Here is a 16321-nt window from a genome sequence, read left to right on the forward strand (position 1 = left end):
CTCTCATCAGACAAACGAACCCTGAAACAAGGAAGCTGGAAATGACCAATCAAACACAAACCACAGCAGAAATTGCCGCAAAACTGTTCGACCACTACCGCGCACAGGACGTGCCCGCGATGGTCGCAATGTTCCAACCCGAAGGCGTTGTCGAATACGTCCCATTCGCGCTCGCAGGACCTGTTGAGCAGGTTGGCCCCGGCAGCTGGGGTGTGCTGATCGACAGCTTTCCCGACCTGTCCAACACCGTGCATTCGATCACCGAGGATGCCAGCGGGCGCAAAGCGTTCATCGACGTGGATGTGTCCGGTACGCAGGAAAAAGAGGCCTTTGGCGTCCCCAGCAAAGGGCATGCCTACACCGTCCGACATCTGTTCATTCTGGATACAAACGAAGACGGCAAAATCACCCATATGACCGCGTTCTGGGACAACGTGGATTGGTTCCGCCAGTTGGGCAAAGAGACCATCGACTAACGCCACCTCGTCAAATCAAACACACCTCGAAAGGACACTCACATGACCAATCCTCGTATTCTTATCGTCCTGACCTCGCACGATCAGTTGGGCGACACAGGCGACAAGACCGGCTTCTGGCTGGAGGAATTTGCCGCGCCCTACTATGTGTTCCGCGATGCGGGCGCAGAGGTAACCCTGGCCTCCATTGCCGGGGGCCAGCCCCCAATCGACCCCAAAAGCGCACTGGCCGAATGGCAGACGGATGAAACGCGCCGGTTCGATGCCGACACCGACGCCCGCCAGGCGCTGGCCAACACCACAGCGATTGCTGATCTCGACGCGGGCGCCTTTGACGCGATCTTTTTCCCCGGCGGGCACGGACCCATGTGGGATTTCCCGGAAAACGAAACGTTGGCCCACCTGATCGAAGCCTTCGATGAAGAAGGCAAACCGGTCGGCGCGGTCTGTCATGGTCCCGTGGCTCTGGTCGCCGCGCGAAAGGTCGATGGCACCCCACTGGTTGCTGGAAAACGCGTCACCGGTTTCACCAATGGTGAAGAAGACGCCGTAGCTCTGAGCGATGTCGTGCCTTTCCTTTTGGAAGACCGTCTTCGTGATCTCGGCGCCACCATTAGCAATGCCGACGACTTCAGCGTCAACGTGGTGACGGATGGCAATCTTGTCACCGGCCAAAACCCACAATCCTCAGCAGCGGGTGCGCAAGGCATCCTCGCCATACTCAACGCCGCCTAAGGCATCCCGGACAGGAGACCTTCCCATGTCACTTGCAGTCACAGTTGTTCCACGCGGTGTAAACCTTTCCCCCGTTCAATACGGAATGCTTGCAGGGCTGGCGGCTGCAGTAATCTGGGGGGCCTATCTGTCACTCTCCCGTGCCGGGGTTTCGGCCGGACTCGACGGGTTCGATGTTGCCTTCTTGCGCTACGCCGTTGCCGGGCCTGTCATGGGGCTTGCCTGGGTTACTTTCAAACCCGAGGCACGTCCGACTATGCGACCCGTTCAGGCCATGGCCGTAGCATTTCTTTTGGGCCCACCCTTCATTCTGCTCAGCGTTGGTGGCTATGCCTATGCGCCGCTGGCCCATGGCGCAGTCATACTGCCTACAACACTCACACTTGGCGGCTACCTGCTATCACGGGTCTTCTTGCGGCAACGTTTGACCAAGGGACAAGTGGCAGGTGCCGTTGGCATCCTTGCCGGATTGCTGCTGATCGCGGGGCCAAGCGCGCTGGCGGGGTCTTTCCTGGCATTGCGTGGTGATGTGATGTTCGTTTTAGCAGGGCTTCTTTGGGCCGGATTCAGTGTCTTGCAGCAACGATGGAAATTGAACGCCGTTGACGTCACTTTGGTTGTGTCCATAGCCGGGTTGATAAGTGTTGTGCCGGTGTATCTTTGGGTCAGAGGCCCGGATGCCTTTGTCATCCTGCCCACGTCCATGTTTGTGACTCAAATCGTTGTCCAGGGTGTGTTGTCCGGGATCGTTGCGATGATCGCATTCGCTGAGGCCGTCAAACTCCTTGGAGCGGCCAAAGCCGCCACATTCCCGGCCTTGGTCCCTGGATTTGCGCTGCTGATTGGTATTCCGCTGACGATGGAGTTCCCGAGTTTGGTTCAAGTCTTGGGGCTCGCTGTAGCGGCACTTGGTTTACTCTTTGCTCTGAAAGGCGGCCATTCGGATCTCCCAAGCGAACGGTAACTTCGTCCGCAGTTTGCGAGTTCGTCCATCATCGGAAGTAGCGATTGCAGCGAATGGCGGCAATGCGGGATGCGACCGCAGCATGGCGAAGGGTCGGTGAATGGCCGGTAAGGGCCGTCAAATACTGGCGTTGCTAGCCAAGTCTGACACGGAAACACTTCTGAGCTCTTCTTCAAACAAATCTCTCGCCCGTCGCATCGCTGTTTGCGTTGCTCTGCTTGCAGCGTGTTCAAGAAGACATGGCGAACATGGCTCGGGGGCACCAATTGCAAATACGTTCGGCGAGCCAAGCGCAGTATAGACGTCCAAAAGGCTGATGTCGGCCGTGGGTCTTTGCAGGTGCCATCCACCACCGTGCCCTTTGATAGACGCCACTAAACCGTGCTTTCGGAGTCCTCCCATAGTGCGGCGAACCAAAGAGGGATCCATCCCGAACATCTCGCCCATGCGCTCAGATGTAACAGGCCCATCAATCTCATCGAGATGAAGCAATATGTGCAGCACCCTCGGGAGCCGGTTGTCAGTTCTCATGCACCTTATGTAGCCGACACGGCTTCTTGTGACAATTGTTAGCACGAGAGATTGACAAAGTCACTCACGTGACATTAAGAGTCACATGAATCATCTTGATCGGACGTATTTGATGACACTTTTGAACGCTGAACCGATTTCTGTACCCCGGGCACAATGGACGGCGGTTTGGGCGCTTTTGCTTGCGGCGTTCGTGTCACTGCTAGATGTCACTGTCGTCAACCTTGCTGTTCCAAGCATAGCTAAGGAGCTTGGTGCAACGGGATCGCAATCGCAGTGGATCCTCTTGGCCTATCTGATACCGCTCGCGGCACTGCTTTTACCGTTTGGTCGCTTTGGGGATGCGCTTGGCCGTCGGCGTCTGTTCTTGCTTGGTGTGTTTGCCTTCGCGATAAGCGGGCTGGCGGCTGGATTGGCACAGAGCATCAATGTTCTGATCGCCGCCCGGATCATTCAGGGGATCGGGGCGGCAACGATGATGCCGCAAGTTCTTGCCCTGACACAAGTGATCCTGCCCCCTGAGGAGAGACGCCGCGCTGTTGGATATTTCGGGATGATCAGCGCATTGGGGGCCATCGCGGGTCCGATCATTGGCGGAGCCGTTCTGTCGCTCGACCCATTTGGGTTGGGATGGCGCGTCGTTTTCCTTCTGGTGACTCCGCCTTGCTTGGTGTCGATGGCGATCGTTGCGCTGTTTCTCCAGCGCGACAACCAAAACTCATCGAAATCGCTAGATACTTGGCACGCCGCTTTGGTCGCCTTGGCCGTCACAGGATTGGTCTTCGGGATCGCCCAAGGCCGGACGTTGGAGTGGCCAATCTGGATCACTGCCCTGATCCCGACCAGTTTACTACTGCTTGCTTGGGTCGCCTATGCACAATCACACAGATTGTTAGATGGGGTCGAGCCGCTGTTGCCGCACGCCTTGCTGCAATCCATCCCCTTTCTAACGGGGGCCGCGATGATCCTGTTGGTCTTTTGCGGCATTGCCGGTGTTCCTTTTCTGCTGGCAATCGCACTGCAGGCGGGGCCGCAGCTTTCCCCCGGTGCGGTGGCCGTCGCCCTTGCAGCACATCCAGTGTTAGCTGTGGCAGGGGCATCCATTGCCGGACGTGTTGCACCGTCAAACCCGTGGATACTCCCAACAATGGGCTCGGTCCTGACCTGCGGCGGCGTTGCATTGGTCATTCTGGCTTTTTGGACTGTTGGCGATGATATCAGCGCGCCAATTCTAGTTCCGCCTCTGGCGATGATCGGGTTTGGCATGGGCCTCAGCAACGTCGCCCTTATGTCCAACACGCTCGCGCTCGCGCCGAAGGACAGCGCTGGCGCGGCGGCGGGTCTCATCCAGACTGTGCAACAGATCGGTATTGCGCTGAGCATCGCCATCGTCGGTGGCCTGTATTTCGAGATAGTACAGGAAACAACCGCGCAGGCCGTGGCAACGGCCCTATTCTTTCCAACCATCATCTTTGCGCTCGCCAGCTTGCTTTGCGTGCTGGCCGCAGTTTTTCATTCGCGAAAGGCGACAACATGAATCCAACCCCCGGACAATCCCCGCAAGCGTTTTGGGATGACAGATATCGCGAAGCCAGCCACAAAACGAGCGGTCTGCCATCCGCACATCTCGAACGATTTGCGACTGACCGCGTGCCGGGTCGCGCGCTGGATCTGGGATGCGCCAAAGGTGACGATGCCATCTGGCTGGCACTGCAAGGCTGGGATGTTGTCGCTGTCGACATAGCAAAACCCGCCCTTGATATTGCGCGCGCGAATGCCGCCCGGCGCGGCGTCGAAGACTGCATCTCATTTGCGCGTCACGACCTGACTGAATCGTTCCCCGCTGGAAAGTTTGACCTTATCTCCGCGATGTTCCTACAGACACCGTTTGATTTCCCGCGGCGAGAGGTTTTTGAGCGAGCCTACGACCACCTCAAGCCCAATGGCCTACTGCTGGTGGTGACACATGGTTCCGCAGCACCTTGGTCTTGGAGCAAGCATGATCACAAATTCCCGACGCCAGAAGAAGAGCTGGCGGAGTTAGGATACTCAAAATCCGATCCGCAGGTCGTCTTTGTCGGCCCAGAGTCCAGAACCGCAAAAGGACCTGATGGGCAAAGGGCGGAAGTGCTAGACAACGTCATTGCCCTAACCAAAATTTGAGCAAGGTGTTACTTTGAAACACAGGACTGGATGTCTGCTTTTGGGAAGCCGCACTACGACGTTGTTGAGTACTGCAAATGGCTGGTAAGGGCCGAACTCGCGGCTGATCATCAGAGTTGTTAGAATACGCCACTCAGACCAAACGTTGCCTCGATAACCCCGATGATGAAGCCTGCTGGCAGACTAGCGAGCAGAAAGAGCGGCTTGGGTTTCGTCGTTTCTCTTCCGGACGATGCGTCAACTTCATCCAACGAATGAAGACCCGCCAGTTCGAACATGAAGAACGCGAAAACAAAAACAAAGCCAATCGGGATAAAGTAGAAGATAATCGATAGAAAGAAGGCAGGCTCTTCGAAACCCACGAGTGCAACAACTGCCAGCCCGAGCAACACTCCCATTGCCAACAGCGCAAACCAGACGAACCAGTCACCGATTTTCATCTTACGGCGGTCGTTCATGTGTGTGTTCTTCGCAGTCTGCGGGGTCCGAGATCACAAAACACGGGTGGTGCATACGTGGCAAGTCTTCTGTCTGATATTGTTGCGCTATATCAGCAGAAGCCGAAGACTCAACTTTCTTTTGTTACGCAACTTTCTTTTGTTACGCGACTTTCCTATTCATGAAGTCCGAATGCTCCGCGCCCGATAGAGGTCCGCTTTGGTGAGCCGCACCGCAGCGATGGAATCCCTTGGTCAAAGGCAGGATTGGGCCGGCCTCAACGGTGACAAGGAGGCTCGCCGACGAAGATGCTGCGCGTGCTCCGAAGTCGGCTTTGAGCCCAATCGGTGAATTCGGTTTTCTCGCCGCGTGCGCACGTGGCGAGAAAAATGTGACAGACTTAGAAAATCCACTGCTACAACGTAGCTGCAAAACCGGCCGTTTAGGCAAGTCGCAGCGAGGCCGTTTCGGTCAAGGGTTAAGTCGCGGGACAAAGTGCGAATTTACTACAGTTGCGCTATGGTCAGCAGAACAAGCCCTAAGGAGGCAAAACGATGGGCCCTAGCACCATTGCGAAACGGCGGCGGCGTGTCACTAAAACTGCGCCTGAGTTTTAGCTCAAGAAAAATATGCCAATGAACCGCTAGCTGTCGGTTGAAAGGTCGCAAACCTTGCATGCGGTCTGGTGAAAAACCGCGTCTCGAGCTTCGTCAGCATTGTCTTTCCTCCCAGTTAGATTATTATTTTCGTTTGTAAAATCAGTTCGGCATAAGCACGTCCGGCATGTTTTGGTAACAGACAGGCCGCAGAAAACGGCGGATCGAAAGCGTTCCCACCGACGTCGCGCCAAAGTTGGTTGACGCCGGATAAGGCCCGCCATGCACCATGCTTTTGGCGACCTCAACACCAGTCGGGAACCCGTTGACCAGTAGGCGGCCTGCTTTGCGTTCCAGCACGGGCATCAGCCGTTGCGCTGCTGCGGTATCTGGATCATCCATGTGAAGCGTGCAGGTCAGCTGTCCCTGAAGGCTTTTTGCGACCTCGAACATCTGATCCATATCCGCGACCCGAACAACAAGGCCAAGTGGACCGAAGACCTCTTCGCCAAGCGCGTGGTTAGACAGCCAGGTCGTTCCGTCGGTTTCATAAAGATACGGCGTCGCCTGCCTCTGGTCGCACATGCTGGTCAGAACCTCGCGTACGCCATCGGACAAGGCGATCCGTTTTTGGCCCTCGCGGTAAGCTTGAGCGATACCGTCCGTCAGCATGGTTTGCGGTCCAGTTTCGCCAAGAGCGGCTTTGGCTTGTGTTACAAAGGCATCCGCGTTTGGCCCGTCAATGACTACGGCAATGCCTGGGTTGGTGCAGAACTGGCCGGCACCCATCGTCAGTGATCCCGCCCAAGCGGTGCCGATATCTTCGCCGCGTGCGGTTACCGCATTTGGCAACAAAAACATCGGGTTGACTGATCCCAGCTCGCCAAAGAACGGGATGGGCTCGGGCCGGGCTGCACACAGATCAAATAATGTGCGCCCACCGCCAAGCGAGCCGGTGAAACCAACAGCCCGGACTAGCGGATGCTGGACCAAAGAGGTCCCAACATCGCGCTTGCCACCTTGGATCAGGCTGAAGACGCCACTGTGCAATCCGGTCGCCTCAATCGCTGCGTGGATCGCTTCGGCGACAATCTCGCCGGTGCCAGGATGGGCCGAATGGCCCTTCACGACGACAGGGCAGCCCGCCGCTAGGGCCGCGGCCGTGTCGCCGCCCGCCGTTGAAAAGGCGAGCGGGAAGTTTGATGCGCCAAAGACGGCGACTGGTCCAATCGGCCTTTGTACCATCTTCAGATCTGGGCGCGGTAGCGGCTGCCTGTCTGGCAGTGCCGGATCGTGGCGCGCATCAAGGTACGCGCCCTTCAGGATGTGATCGGCAAAAAGCCGCAGCTGGCCCGTGGTTCTGCCGCGCTCGCCCTGAAGCCGGGCAGCGGGCAGCCCAGTCTCTTGCGTACCGATCTGTGTGATCGCATCCCCACGCGCCTCGATTTCATCAGCGATCCGGTTAAGAAACGCCGCGCGGTCTTCGCGGCTGGCGTAGCCGTAGCTCCAAAAAGCCTCTTCGGCGGCCTGGCATGCCGCATCGACGTTCTCAGGGGTGCCGACACTGAATTTATGCGCAGGACCTTCCGCCGGGCTTGACGTGAAGGTGCTTTCGCCAGCAACCCAGTCTCCTGCAATCAGGTGTTTTCCGTGTGGTTGGAAGGTCATGTATAAAGGTCCATTTCTTGAGTATCGGATGTTAACAAAACTGCGGATCGAGCATGGCGGATACGAATTCATCCCCTTGGCCATTGCCAACATGCGCGGCCAGACAGGCCGACAGACTTTCGGCGATGTCTGTGTGCTTCGTCGCAATGTCGCAAAGCAGATCGTGGGCATACCCCATGTCTTTGGATGCGTTGGCAATGGAGAACTGTGACCCACCGAAATCGCCACCAAGGGCAGGACCAACGGCCTTTTCAAGCGTGCCCGACCGCGCGGCACCGCTCAGCATGATGTCATAGAGCGTCTGCGCATCAATACCGTACCGGTCAGCGGCGTGAAACGCATCCGCCAGCAGCACCATCGTCCCTTGGGTAACGAGGTTGTTCAGAAGTTTCGCCGCATGACCGCGACCCGGCCCGCCCAACCGGCGCACGATTTTGGAATAGGTGCCAATGATGCGCTCAAGGGCTGAAAAATGCTCCTCAGAACAGCCCACGAGCGAGGCAAGCGCTCCATCCTGTGCTTGTTGCGGACCGCCCGTAACCGGGGCATCGGCAAAGATGGCACCGTGTGCAGAAACGTCGGCAGCAATCCGTTCGCTGGTTTGAGGGCGCGAGGTGGTCGTGTCGATCCAGAATTGACCGTCGCGCAGTTTGGGGACAATTGCCCTCGCCAAATCCTCGACGATGTCCGCGTTTGGCAAGCAGGTGATAAGCACGTCATAGGCATTTACCAACGCGATGACGTCGACAGCTTTAACCGCTCCGCGTTGCACCAGTATCTCGATCGGCTTGCGATTTTGATGGGACAGAACCCCAACGCGATGGCCAGCGGACAACAGGCGATCAGCCATGCCTGCGCCCATCATTCCCGCGCCAATAAAGCCGATTGAGGGCATGCTCATGCAGCGGCCTCTTTCATGGCAGTCCGGGCCATGCGCACGAGCAGGTCAAAGGCCTGACGGGTGGCACCAACGTTGGCAAGTCCCTTGCCGGCGATGTCGAAAGCCGTGCCATGGGCCGGCGTGGCAATCGGAATCGGCAGACCGCCTGCCACGGTCACGCCACGCTCGAACCCCATGAGTTTGATCGCGATCTGGCCCTGATCGTGGTACATCGTGACCACTGCATCCACTTCGCCTCGTTTGGCTTTCAGAAACACAGTGTCCGAAGGCCATGGTCCCGTGACGTTCATTTGCTTGTCTTGGCAGGCCTTGACGACGGGCTCGATCACGTCAATCTCTTCGCGCCCGAATTTGCCATTGTCGCCTGCATGCGGGTTCAACGCCGCAACAGCCACATGTGGTCGCGTTTTACCGGATCGGGCGAGCGTGGCATGCGCCAGATCGATTGCGCGTTGGATGCCGAGACAGTCAATGTTTTTTGCCACGTCCTTTAACCCGATGTGGCTGGTCACGCGCGTCGTCATCAGATCGTCCAGCACGTTGATTTCTGAGTGATACCCGGTGAAACTCAGATAGCGCGCCATGTAGCGGTGCTCATCCTCGGCATTCAAACCGGCAGAGGTTAGCGCAGCCTTGTTGAACGGCGCGAACAGAACGCCATCCACATAGCCTTCCACAGCAAGGTCCAAAGCCTTGTCCAGGCAGCGCAGCGATGTAGTGCCGCCTGCCACCGTGACATTGGCGACCTCTACCGCACTAGGATCGATGGTTTCCATATCGAGATGGGCCAGACCCTCGAAACCGGGCACGTCTCCTTCTGCGATGGTGTTGAGTTCAATCTCGCATCCCGCCTGATCCGCGCCCTGCTGCCAAATGTGGGCGTCTCCCACCAACAAGATATCGGCAGCGTCACATACGCCATCTTCGGCAAGCAGTTTGGCGATCAATTCCGGCCCGATACCCGATGGGTCACCGGGCACAATTGCAAGTCTTGGGCGCATCAACCGTTCTCCTCTTTAGACTGGTGGTCTTCCATTGCCGCGGCGATGTTGGTTTCGGCTGTCCGAAGGTGCTTTTTCAATGCTCGGCGCGCGGCGATTGCGTCTCGATTTTTCAGGGCTTCGACAATCTCAAGATGTTCCTGTTTCGTCGCATCACGTCCAGCTTCGCGTTGCGAGGACAGGAACCGCACACGCCACAAACGGGCATTGTACGTGGCGTGAGTTTCAGCTAGGGCCGCGTTGCCAGCGGCCGCGACGATGGCCTCGTGAAAGGCCATATCCCGTCGAAACGCTTCGAGTTTTCCTTCTGAATTCCGGGCTTCCTTGATCGAAGCATTGATGCGCTCGATCTCAATAAGTTGCGCGTCAGTGGCGCGTTCGCACGCCATTTCACCTGCGAGAGATTCCAGCGCACCCTGAACCCGCAGCCAATCGTTGATCTCGTCCAGTGACGGGTTCGCCACACTTGGGCGGCGGGTGACACCGTAGACAATCAAGCCCTCGGCTTCGAGGATACGAAGTGCTTCTTTCAAAGGAGTCCGGCTGATGCCAAAGGCTTCGGCCAGATCGCGTTCCCGCACTGGCATCCCCGGTGCAAGCTTGCCCAACATGATGAACTCGCGCAAATTGTCTGCTGCATCCGTAGCAAGCGACTTGCGCGGCTTCAGTTCTGCGAAATCACGCAGTTCATTGGTCCAGGCAGCTTTGCTCATCTTATTTCCCCCAGCTTAACACCATTGGATCGAGTGGTTTGAGAAGGTCAATCAAGCGCGACCGGATGGCGGGATGCAAGGGCGGGATTGGATGCCGGCAGAATTCCGAGGCTATTGCGCCCCCTTCGACCATCGCGGCCTTGCAGGATTGCCATCCGCATTGCCGGTTTTCGTGGTTGATCGCCATCGCCACCCGACCATATGCCTCCGTCGCTCCGGATATGTCACCGGCGTGGTATTTGGTGATCACCGGCTTGATTTGATCGACGATCATACCGCTAGTCATTGAGCCTGTGGCCCCTGCATCCAGATCGGCCAGAAGCGTGATGGCTTCTTCGCCGTCAAACGGAGCCTCGATGGCATCGCCGCCCTGCTCGATCAATGCCCTGATTTTATTGGCAGCGCGGGGGCATTCGATCTTGAAGAGCTTGACCGCTTCGATCTCGCGCGCCATCCGCACCAACAAAGGCACCGGCAGATCGACACCTGAAAGGGGCGCGTCCTGTACCATAATCGGGATGCCTACCTCGCCGACGGCCGCGAATTGTTCAAAGCTCTGCTCGGGTGTGCCTTTGAGAAGCGCCCCATGATAGGGCGGCATCATCATCACGATATCCGCACCAAGGTCTTTGGCGAACTTCGCCCGCTCAACGGCGATTTGGGTGGCGTAATGGCTTATGGTGACGATTAAGGGAACACGCCCCGCCACATGTTCAACACTCAACCGCGCTAGCTCTTCGCGCTCAACGTCCGAGATCAGAAACTGCTCTGAGAAGTTGGCAAGGATACAGATGCCGTCGGCGCCCTGATCGATCAGGCAATCAAGCACGCGCTTCATCCCCTCAAGATCAAGAGTTCCATTGTCATTGAAGGGAGTGGGCGCGACGGGCCATATGCCAGTATATTTGGTCATTCGCTGATCTCGAAATGCTTCAGGTGTTCGTCAGTGATGCTGATTCCGAGGCCCGGTGTGTCGTCATCCAGTTGCAAGTAGCCGTCGACCGCTTCAGCATCGCCGTCAAAGATGTAATAGAACAGCTCATTGCCGACCTCGACGTCGAAAACCGGGAAGTATTCGCTGATCGGACAATTCGTGTTGGCCATGGTCAAGTGGTAGTTGTGCATCTGACCGGCATGCGGAATGACCGGAATCTGCGCGGCTTCGGCAATGGCGTTGATCTTTTGCGCCGCGGTTATGCCGCCCACGCGGTTGGTGTCGTATTGCAGGATGCTGACGGCCTTTTTCTGGATCAGATCGTTGCAGCCAATGACCGAGAATTCGTGCTCACCCCCAGAGATGGGCACGATGCCCATGGCGTTCAGTTCGGCGTAGCCTTCCACATCGTCGGCGATCACTGGCTCTTCGAGCCAGCGCGGCTCGAACGGGGCCAGTTTGGGCAGCATCCGCTTGGCATAATCCAGGTTCCAGCCCATGTAGCATTCGAGCATCAGGTCTACATCATAGCCCAACACTTCGCGCAAGGCCTCGACCCGCTTGAGGTTCTCTCGCATGCCCGCCATGCCGTCCTTCGGTCCATAGCCAAAGCGCGATTTATAGGCCTGATACCCGTTTTTCTGGGCCTCTTCGGCTTCTTTCTGCATCGCCTCAATGCTGTCGGCGTATAACTTGGAATAATAAACTGGGATCTTCTCCTTGGTGCGCCCGCCAAGCAGTTTGAACACCGGTTTGTTCACCAGTTTGCCCATCAGATCCCAGATTGCGATGTCGATGGCCGATATGGCAGTCATGCCGATACCCTTGCGGCCCCAGGCATGGGTGCGGCGGTACATCTTTTCCCAGATATAGGCGTAATCGAAAGGGTCTTCGCCGATCACTAGCGGCGCATACCAATCGTCGATTGCTTGTTTGACCACCGTGGGCGCAAGGGCTGCATTGCCGATGCCGATTGTGCCGTCTTCGGTTTCCACTTCGCAGGTCAACCACTGATGAAACCGGAATGACGCCATCGCATCGCCTTTGATCCACAAGGCATCAGACGCATTGGTGCAGAAATTCCCGTGAGGTGGCACGGTTGGACCTTTCCAGTTCCAGACACGCGTGCGGACAGATTTGATTTTCGTCATAGTTACTCTCCGGTAGAAGCCATCGGGTCGCGCTGCTTGAAAAGGCGCCAGACATAAGGACCGAACAACGCAAGGATGGTGAGGACAAAAAACAGCAGGCTGAGCGGGCGGGCGAACATCAGCCACCATTGGTCGTCAAGCATGATCAGCGACTGACCAAGGCGCTTTTCCAGCATCCCCCCGAGGATCAAACCAATGGCCAGCGGCACGACCGAATAACCGAAGCGGCGCATGAAATAACCGATCACGCCCGACGCCAGCGCGATATACACATCCAGCATCGACTGATCGAGGGCATAGGCCCCAACAATCGAGAATGTAAATACGATGGGCCAAAGGATTTGCACCGGGACAAAGGTGACCTGTGCGAACAGTTTAGCGCCAAACAGCCCCACAAAGATGAAGGTCACATTCACCAGAAGCATCGCCCAGAAAATTGCATAGGCGAATTCGGCCTGTTCCGTGAACATAGTCGGTCCGGGCTGCAAGCCATGCACCATCAGGCCAGCAAGGATCACGGCCGCCGTCGGGCTGCCCGGGATGCCAAGCGCCAGTGTCGGCACCATCGCGCCCCCCGTGGCAGAGTTGTTTGCCGCCTCTGATCCGGCAATGCCTTCGATCGCGCCTTTGCCAAATTCCTCGGGCGTGTCCGACCAGCGCCGCGCCTCGTTGTAGCCGATCATCGAAGCGACGGTTGCGCCCTCGGCCGGCAGAATACCGATGAAAGTGCCAATCCCGGAACTGCGCAGGATTGTCTTCCAGACTTTGCGATAGTCTTGCATTGTTGGGAGCTTGATCGCTTTCATGAAGACCTGTTTGCGCTCGACATTAAGCCGATCTGCTTGAACGAGAAGCTCTGAAATTCCGAAAATCCCGATCATTACAGGCACAAAGCCGATGCCTTCAGAAAGCTCGTTGAACCCGAATGTAAAGCGTTCAACCGTCGTCAAAAGATCCTTGCCCACTGTTGCCAACAAGATGCCAAGCGATCCGGCAATGATGTTCTTCATTGGCGTGCCGTCCCCAATTGTGGCCAGCATCGAGATGCCAAAGACGGTCAGGGCGAAGTATTCAGGCGGGGCAAAGTTATAGGCCATGCGTGCCAGAAGGGGGGCGGCCATCATCAGGCAGACAACAGAGATGATCCCACCAATCGTTGACGAAACCGTCGCCATTCCCAAAGCACGTCCTGCCTCGCCACGTTGCGCCAGAGGATACCCGTCAAGACAGGTCGTAGCACTGGCCGATGTGCCGGGCGTATTGATTAGGATCGCTGTGATCGCCCCTGCAAAAGTGGCGGCACAATAGATTGTGGTTAGGATCGCAATAGCGGGTATTGGGTCCATTGTAATGGTAAAGGGCAGCAAAAGCGCAGCCCCGGTCGTTGCGTTCAGACCCGGCAGAGCGCCGATGATAACCCCGCCGAGCGTCGCGGCAAACAATAGCACAAGTAGGCCGGGTTCCAGAAGTACTAGCAATCCGCCAAGAAAAGCTTCCATCGTCTTATCCGTACCAAAGGTTGGTGAGTAGGCCACGTGGAAAGCGGATGCGGAACACCAAGTCAAAAAGGAAAAAGATCAAGGCAGGGCTAACAAATCCGACAAGTCCCAGGCCCCAATAGCGACGCTCTCCCCAGCTCCGGGCGAGGGCCGCAGCAAACACGCCCAGCCCAAGGAAGAGGTCGATTTGCGCCAGCAGTACGAAGACGACGAACAAGCCAAGGCTGGTCCAGACGTTGATCCCGACGGCGTCATGCTCAACCGGCTTGTCAAACACCATCACAAGGACTGACAAAGCCACGATCAACAGCAAGATCATCTGCGGGAAATCTTCAGGCTGCATGCCACGCAGCAAGATTGGCGGAACACGGTCAAATTGCGTGCTCAGCCAATAGGCGATGAGGCAAAACACAATCGTACCGCACGGGACAGCATAACGCGTCATTGCGATGGTTCCTTGATGAGAGCAAAATGGCCGGCCCGACAAAATGGTTCAGCGGGCCGGCCAGGCGGGAGAAATTACTCGATGAAGCCAAGTTCGCGCAGGGCCGCATCCATATCAGCCTGCATGGACGTCAACTGACCACCCCAGACGTCGGATCCGGCAACAGAGGTTGAATCGAGGCCAACCGACGTCAGGAAACCCTGATAAACCGTGTGATTCATCGCATTCAGTAACGATTCTTCGATCTTGGCTGCGACATCATCGGGCGTATCCGCATGCACGACAAAGCCGCGAACAGTGGAGAAATTGGCATCGATGCCGAGTTCTTGCGCTGTGGATACGTCCGGCAGGCCACTCATGCGTGTCGGTGCCAGCACGACGATCGGGCAAATGTCGCCCGCCTCGATCTGTGAGCCAGCTTCAGCAAGATTCAGAACAGCTACATCAACCGCGCTAGCAACCAGTTGCGTGGCCAATTCGCCGCCACCCTCAAAAGGCACGATTTTTGGTGTCGCCAGCTCGCCGCGACGGGCAAACATGAATGCCGACACATCATCGATGCCGCCAAGGTGGGTCGTGCCATAGGTCAGAGGATCGTCTTTCTGGGCCGCGACGAACGCTTCCGCCGAGTCGTATACACCGCAGCGCGTCATTAGGATTTGCGGGTCATCGGTTCCACGTGCAATCGGGCGCACATCCTCCAGTTCCATATCGGTCTTGCCCAGAGCCACGGTAGCTGAGTGCCCAATGGTGAATGTCAAAATGCTGTGCCCGTCTGCATCTTGCGTTAAATAGTAGTCCATCGCAGAGGCCCCGCCGCCGCCGCGCTTGTTTACGACAACCATATCGGTGCCAAGTTCGCGGCGGGCCCTGATCATCATCATCCGTGTGGTCACATCAGTTCCACCACCGTTCCCGGCGTGGGTGATAACTTCGATCGTTTTGGATGGGTATTCCTGTGCAGCGACTTCGCCACCAACAATTGCGACAGCTGCCGCCAAAGCGAAAAATTTCTTCATAGTTTCCTCCCAGTGCTTAGCGCTCATGCCGCGCTCAAGAATCAACTAACATCAAAGTTGATATTTTGGAATACCAAAATACCTTAACTGCTGTTTGCAACGTGATCCCCGGACCGTAAATCAAACATTCTTGAAGCCTCCCTACCTTTTAGGTTAGCTAATCCAGAACTTTCTAAAGCGGTTCTTGCTACATCCCAGCTTCAGGTACCGGTTGCGGTGAAAGCCTGGTTCTTGAGCAGGGATTTGCCCTTGCCACAAATGGCCGGTCTGACGACATAGCCTGCACCTCAGCATCAATGATGTTGCAAATGCGAGTAAATGCTGCGTTAGCAACAGCCGCAACTGCACAAGTCCGGTTTGTCCGCGCAGCGGTCACCAAAGGGCTCAGGGTGAATGTCCGGTTTGGGCTGGGGGTGCCCTTCGGGCCCGACGCGGCGGAGGCCTGCAGCGAGCCCAAAGTGCATAATTCTGCGCTGTGTACGAACGTCGGATTTGATGTCAGTTCTGCTGTTTCGTCAGCTTAGATCGCCGGCAAGCTATCAGATCTCTTTTTAACTGCTCTGTGATCTTCTACCGATTTGGTAAATCCGCCCTCAGAGCGGACAATCAGGGACAGCAAAAAAGACTTGCGATTGCTACTCATAGTGAGACAAGAGATAGGCCTCGATCATCGCCGCGACGGATGGAAACTCCTCTACTATGTCGCCTGATATTCGATCGAGACTGGCGGGTTTCTCCCCGTCCAAATCTGCTGTCAAAAGATCCATTCCGGTTTCTCCCAGAATAACGCAATCTCGATGGTCCCCACCTTCACGCCATGCCAGATTGGCCGCGATCAGGCCCTGCCAGAAGCCGCCCGGACCCGGTGCATCGGGAGACTGGTTACACCCATATAGTACCAACCCATTGAAGTCCGTGCCGTTCGAAAGAGACAGGTAGGTTTGGAAATCATCTGGGAGCTTTGCTGCCAGTCGGGATTCAGCTTCCAATTTCAAGGTCTCGATACGCTGCGGCTCGGCAGCGCCTTGAAGGACGTCTGAGGCGGCCGCCTGTTCATCAGCAATTCTTCTCAAAAGGTCTTTCATCG

At 56.7% G+C, this 16321-nt stretch carries 17 protein-coding genes; 5 read left to right on the forward strand and 12 right to left on the reverse strand.

What is annotated here, in order from left to right; all coding sequences use genetic code 11:
• Positions 1-41 precede the first annotated feature (41 nt).
• The 3 genes from AC53L6_RS06095 to AC53L6_RS06105 are packed head-to-tail and all read left to right on the forward strand — an operon-like array spanning position 42 to position 2175.
• Complete coding sequence (locus AC53L6_RS06095) at positions 42-476, forward strand: nuclear transport factor 2 family protein (protein WP_496907174.1); 435 nt, start codon at positions 42-44, stop codon at positions 474-476.
• Positions 477-518: 42 nt separating this feature from the next.
• A complete protein-coding gene (locus tag AC53L6_RS06100) occupies positions 519-1211 on the forward strand; it encodes a type 1 glutamine amidotransferase domain-containing protein (protein WP_496907175.1) in 693 nt (230 codons plus the stop codon).
• A 25-nt stretch (positions 1212-1236) separates the two neighbouring features.
• Complete coding sequence (locus AC53L6_RS06105) at positions 1237-2175, forward strand: DMT family transporter (RefSeq protein ID WP_496907176.1); 939 nt, start codon at positions 1237-1239, stop codon at positions 2173-2175.
• A 117-nt stretch (positions 2176-2292) separates the two neighbouring features.
• Here the strand turns inward: AC53L6_RS06105 and AC53L6_RS06110 are convergent, their stop codons facing one another.
• The gene (locus AC53L6_RS06110; RefSeq protein WP_496907177.1) at positions 2293-2706 is read right to left on the reverse strand and encodes an Rrf2 family transcriptional regulator; all 414 of its coding nucleotides are present in this window, start codon (positions 2704-2706) and stop codon (positions 2293-2295) included.
• A gap of 85 nt (positions 2707-2791) precedes the next feature.
• On the opposite strand from AC53L6_RS06110, the gene AC53L6_RS06115 reads away from it, so the two are divergent.
• Both AC53L6_RS06115 and AC53L6_RS06120 read left to right on the forward strand, forming a co-directional pair.
• Complete coding sequence (locus AC53L6_RS06115) at positions 2792-4243, forward strand: MFS transporter (RefSeq protein WP_496907178.1); 1452 nt, start codon at positions 2792-2794, stop codon at positions 4241-4243.
• Positions 4240-4869, forward strand: coding sequence for a class I SAM-dependent methyltransferase (locus AC53L6_RS06120; protein WP_496907179.1), 630 nt, complete (start codon positions 4240-4242; stop codon positions 4867-4869). The genes AC53L6_RS06115 and AC53L6_RS06120 overlap by 4 nt, the downstream gene beginning before the upstream one ends.
• 119 nt (positions 4870-4988) lie before the next feature.
• Here AC53L6_RS06120 and AC53L6_RS06125 read toward each other — a convergent pair whose 3' ends face one another.
• From AC53L6_RS06125 to AC53L6_RS06175, 11 genes are all read right to left on the reverse strand, one after another.
• Positions 4989-5327, reverse strand: a complete 339-nt coding sequence (locus AC53L6_RS06125; protein WP_496907180.1) for a hypothetical protein — start codon at positions 5325-5327, stop codon at positions 4989-4991.
• Positions 5328-6065: 738 nt separating this feature from the next.
• The gene (locus AC53L6_RS06130; RefSeq protein WP_496907181.1) at positions 6066-7571 is read right to left on the reverse strand and encodes an aldehyde dehydrogenase (NADP(+)); all 1506 of its coding nucleotides are present in this window, start codon (positions 7569-7571) and stop codon (positions 6066-6068) included.
• A 31-nt stretch (positions 7572-7602) separates the two neighbouring features.
• Positions 7603-8472 carry an NAD(P)-dependent oxidoreductase gene (locus AC53L6_RS06135; RefSeq protein WP_496907182.1) on the reverse strand — a complete coding sequence of 290 codons (870 nt, stop codon included), beginning with the start codon at positions 8470-8472 and terminating at the stop codon, positions 7603-7605.
• Positions 8469-9473: a 4-hydroxythreonine-4-phosphate dehydrogenase PdxA gene (locus AC53L6_RS06140; protein WP_496907183.1), complete on the reverse strand. Its 1005-nt coding sequence runs from the start codon at positions 9471-9473 to the stop codon at positions 8469-8471. The genes AC53L6_RS06135 and AC53L6_RS06140 overlap by 4 nt, the downstream gene beginning before the upstream one ends.
• Complete coding sequence (locus AC53L6_RS06145; RefSeq protein ID WP_496907184.1) at positions 9473-10186, reverse strand: GntR family transcriptional regulator; 714 nt, start codon at positions 10184-10186, stop codon at positions 9473-9475. The genes AC53L6_RS06140 and AC53L6_RS06145 overlap by 1 nt, the downstream gene beginning before the upstream one ends.
• 1 nt (position 10187) lies before the next feature.
• Positions 10188-11099 carry a dihydrodipicolinate synthase family protein gene (locus AC53L6_RS06150; protein ID WP_496907185.1) on the reverse strand — a complete coding sequence of 304 codons (912 nt, stop codon included), beginning with the start codon at positions 11097-11099 and terminating at the stop codon, positions 10188-10190.
• On the reverse strand, positions 11096-12271 hold the full coding sequence (locus AC53L6_RS06155; RefSeq protein WP_496907186.1) for an L-rhamnonate dehydratase: 1176 nt from the start codon (positions 12269-12271) through the stop codon (positions 11096-11098). The genes AC53L6_RS06150 and AC53L6_RS06155 overlap by 4 nt, the downstream gene beginning before the upstream one ends.
• 2 nt (positions 12272-12273) lie before the next feature.
• Positions 12274-13770, reverse strand: coding sequence for a tripartite tricarboxylate transporter permease (locus tag AC53L6_RS06160; RefSeq protein WP_496907187.1), 1497 nt, complete (start codon positions 13768-13770; stop codon positions 12274-12276).
• 4 nt (positions 13771-13774) lie between these two features.
• A complete protein-coding gene (locus AC53L6_RS06165) occupies positions 13775-14215 on the reverse strand; it encodes a tripartite tricarboxylate transporter TctB family protein (protein WP_496907188.1) in 441 nt (146 codons plus the stop codon).
• A 74-nt stretch (positions 14216-14289) separates the two neighbouring features.
• Positions 14290-15234 (reverse strand): Bug family tripartite tricarboxylate transporter substrate binding protein, encoded by a 945-nt coding sequence (locus tag AC53L6_RS06170; protein WP_496907189.1) that lies wholly within the window; start codon positions 15232-15234, stop codon positions 14290-14292.
• A gap of 635 nt (positions 15235-15869) precedes the next feature.
• The gene (locus AC53L6_RS06175) at positions 15870-16319 is read right to left on the reverse strand and encodes a YrhA family protein (protein WP_496907190.1); all 450 of its coding nucleotides are present in this window, start codon (positions 16317-16319) and stop codon (positions 15870-15872) included.
• Positions 16320-16321: the final 2 nt, after the last annotated feature.

It is taken from the genome of Tateyamaria sp. LSS28, assembly GCF_059611725.1.

What these genes read in the sequence shown, in the direction of transcription:
- AC53L6_RS06140 (WP_496907183.1), bottom strand. Translation starts at nt 9,473, where the DNA reads ATGCGCCCAAGACTTGCAATTGTGCCCGGTGACCCATCGGGTATCGGG.
- AC53L6_RS06105 (WP_496907176.1), top strand. Translation starts at nt 1,237, where the DNA reads ATGTCACTTGCAGTCACAGTTGTTCCACGCGGTGTAAACCTTTCCCCC.
- AC53L6_RS06135 (WP_496907182.1), bottom strand. Translation starts at nt 8,472, where the DNA reads ATGAGCATGCCCTCAATCGGCTTTATTGGCGCGGGAATGATGGGCGCA.
- AC53L6_RS06175 (WP_496907190.1), bottom strand. Translation starts at nt 16,319, where the DNA reads ATGAAAGACCTTTTGAGAAGAATTGCTGATGAACAGGCGGCCGCCTCA.
- AC53L6_RS06155 (WP_496907186.1), bottom strand. Translation starts at nt 12,271, where the DNA reads ATGACGAAAATCAAATCTGTCCGCACGCGTGTCTGGAACTGGAAAGGT.
- AC53L6_RS06115 (WP_496907178.1), top strand. Translation starts at nt 2,792, where the DNA reads ATGAATCATCTTGATCGGACGTATTTGATGACACTTTTGAACGCTGAA.
- AC53L6_RS06165 (WP_496907188.1), bottom strand. Translation starts at nt 14,215, where the DNA reads ATGACGCGTTATGCTGTCCCGTGCGGTACGATTGTGTTTTGCCTCATC.
- AC53L6_RS06170 (WP_496907189.1), bottom strand. Translation starts at nt 15,234, where the DNA reads ATGAAGAAATTTTTCGCTTTGGCGGCAGCTGTCGCAATTGTTGGTGGC.
- AC53L6_RS06100 (WP_496907175.1), top strand. Translation starts at nt 519, where the DNA reads ATGACCAATCCTCGTATTCTTATCGTCCTGACCTCGCACGATCAGTTG.
- AC53L6_RS06110 (WP_496907177.1), bottom strand. Translation starts at nt 2,706, where the DNA reads ATGAGAACTGACAACCGGCTCCCGAGGGTGCTGCACATATTGCTTCAT.
- AC53L6_RS06160 (WP_496907187.1), bottom strand. Translation starts at nt 13,770, where the DNA reads ATGGAAGCTTTTCTTGGCGGATTGCTAGTACTTCTGGAACCCGGCCTA.
- AC53L6_RS06125 (WP_496907180.1), bottom strand. Translation starts at nt 5,327, where the DNA reads ATGAACGACCGCCGTAAGATGAAAATCGGTGACTGGTTCGTCTGGTTT.
- AC53L6_RS06095 (WP_496907174.1), top strand. Translation starts at nt 42, where the DNA reads ATGACCAATCAAACACAAACCACAGCAGAAATTGCCGCAAAACTGTTC.
- AC53L6_RS06130 (WP_496907181.1), bottom strand. Translation starts at nt 7,571, where the DNA reads ATGACCTTCCAACCACACGGAAAACACCTGATTGCAGGAGACTGGGTT.
- AC53L6_RS06120 (WP_496907179.1), top strand. Translation starts at nt 4,240, where the DNA reads ATGAATCCAACCCCCGGACAATCCCCGCAAGCGTTTTGGGATGACAGA.
- AC53L6_RS06145 (WP_496907184.1), bottom strand. Translation starts at nt 10,186, where the DNA reads ATGAGCAAAGCTGCCTGGACCAATGAACTGCGTGATTTCGCAGAACTG.
- AC53L6_RS06150 (WP_496907185.1), bottom strand. Translation starts at nt 11,099, where the DNA reads ATGACCAAATATACTGGCATATGGCCCGTCGCGCCCACTCCCTTCAAT.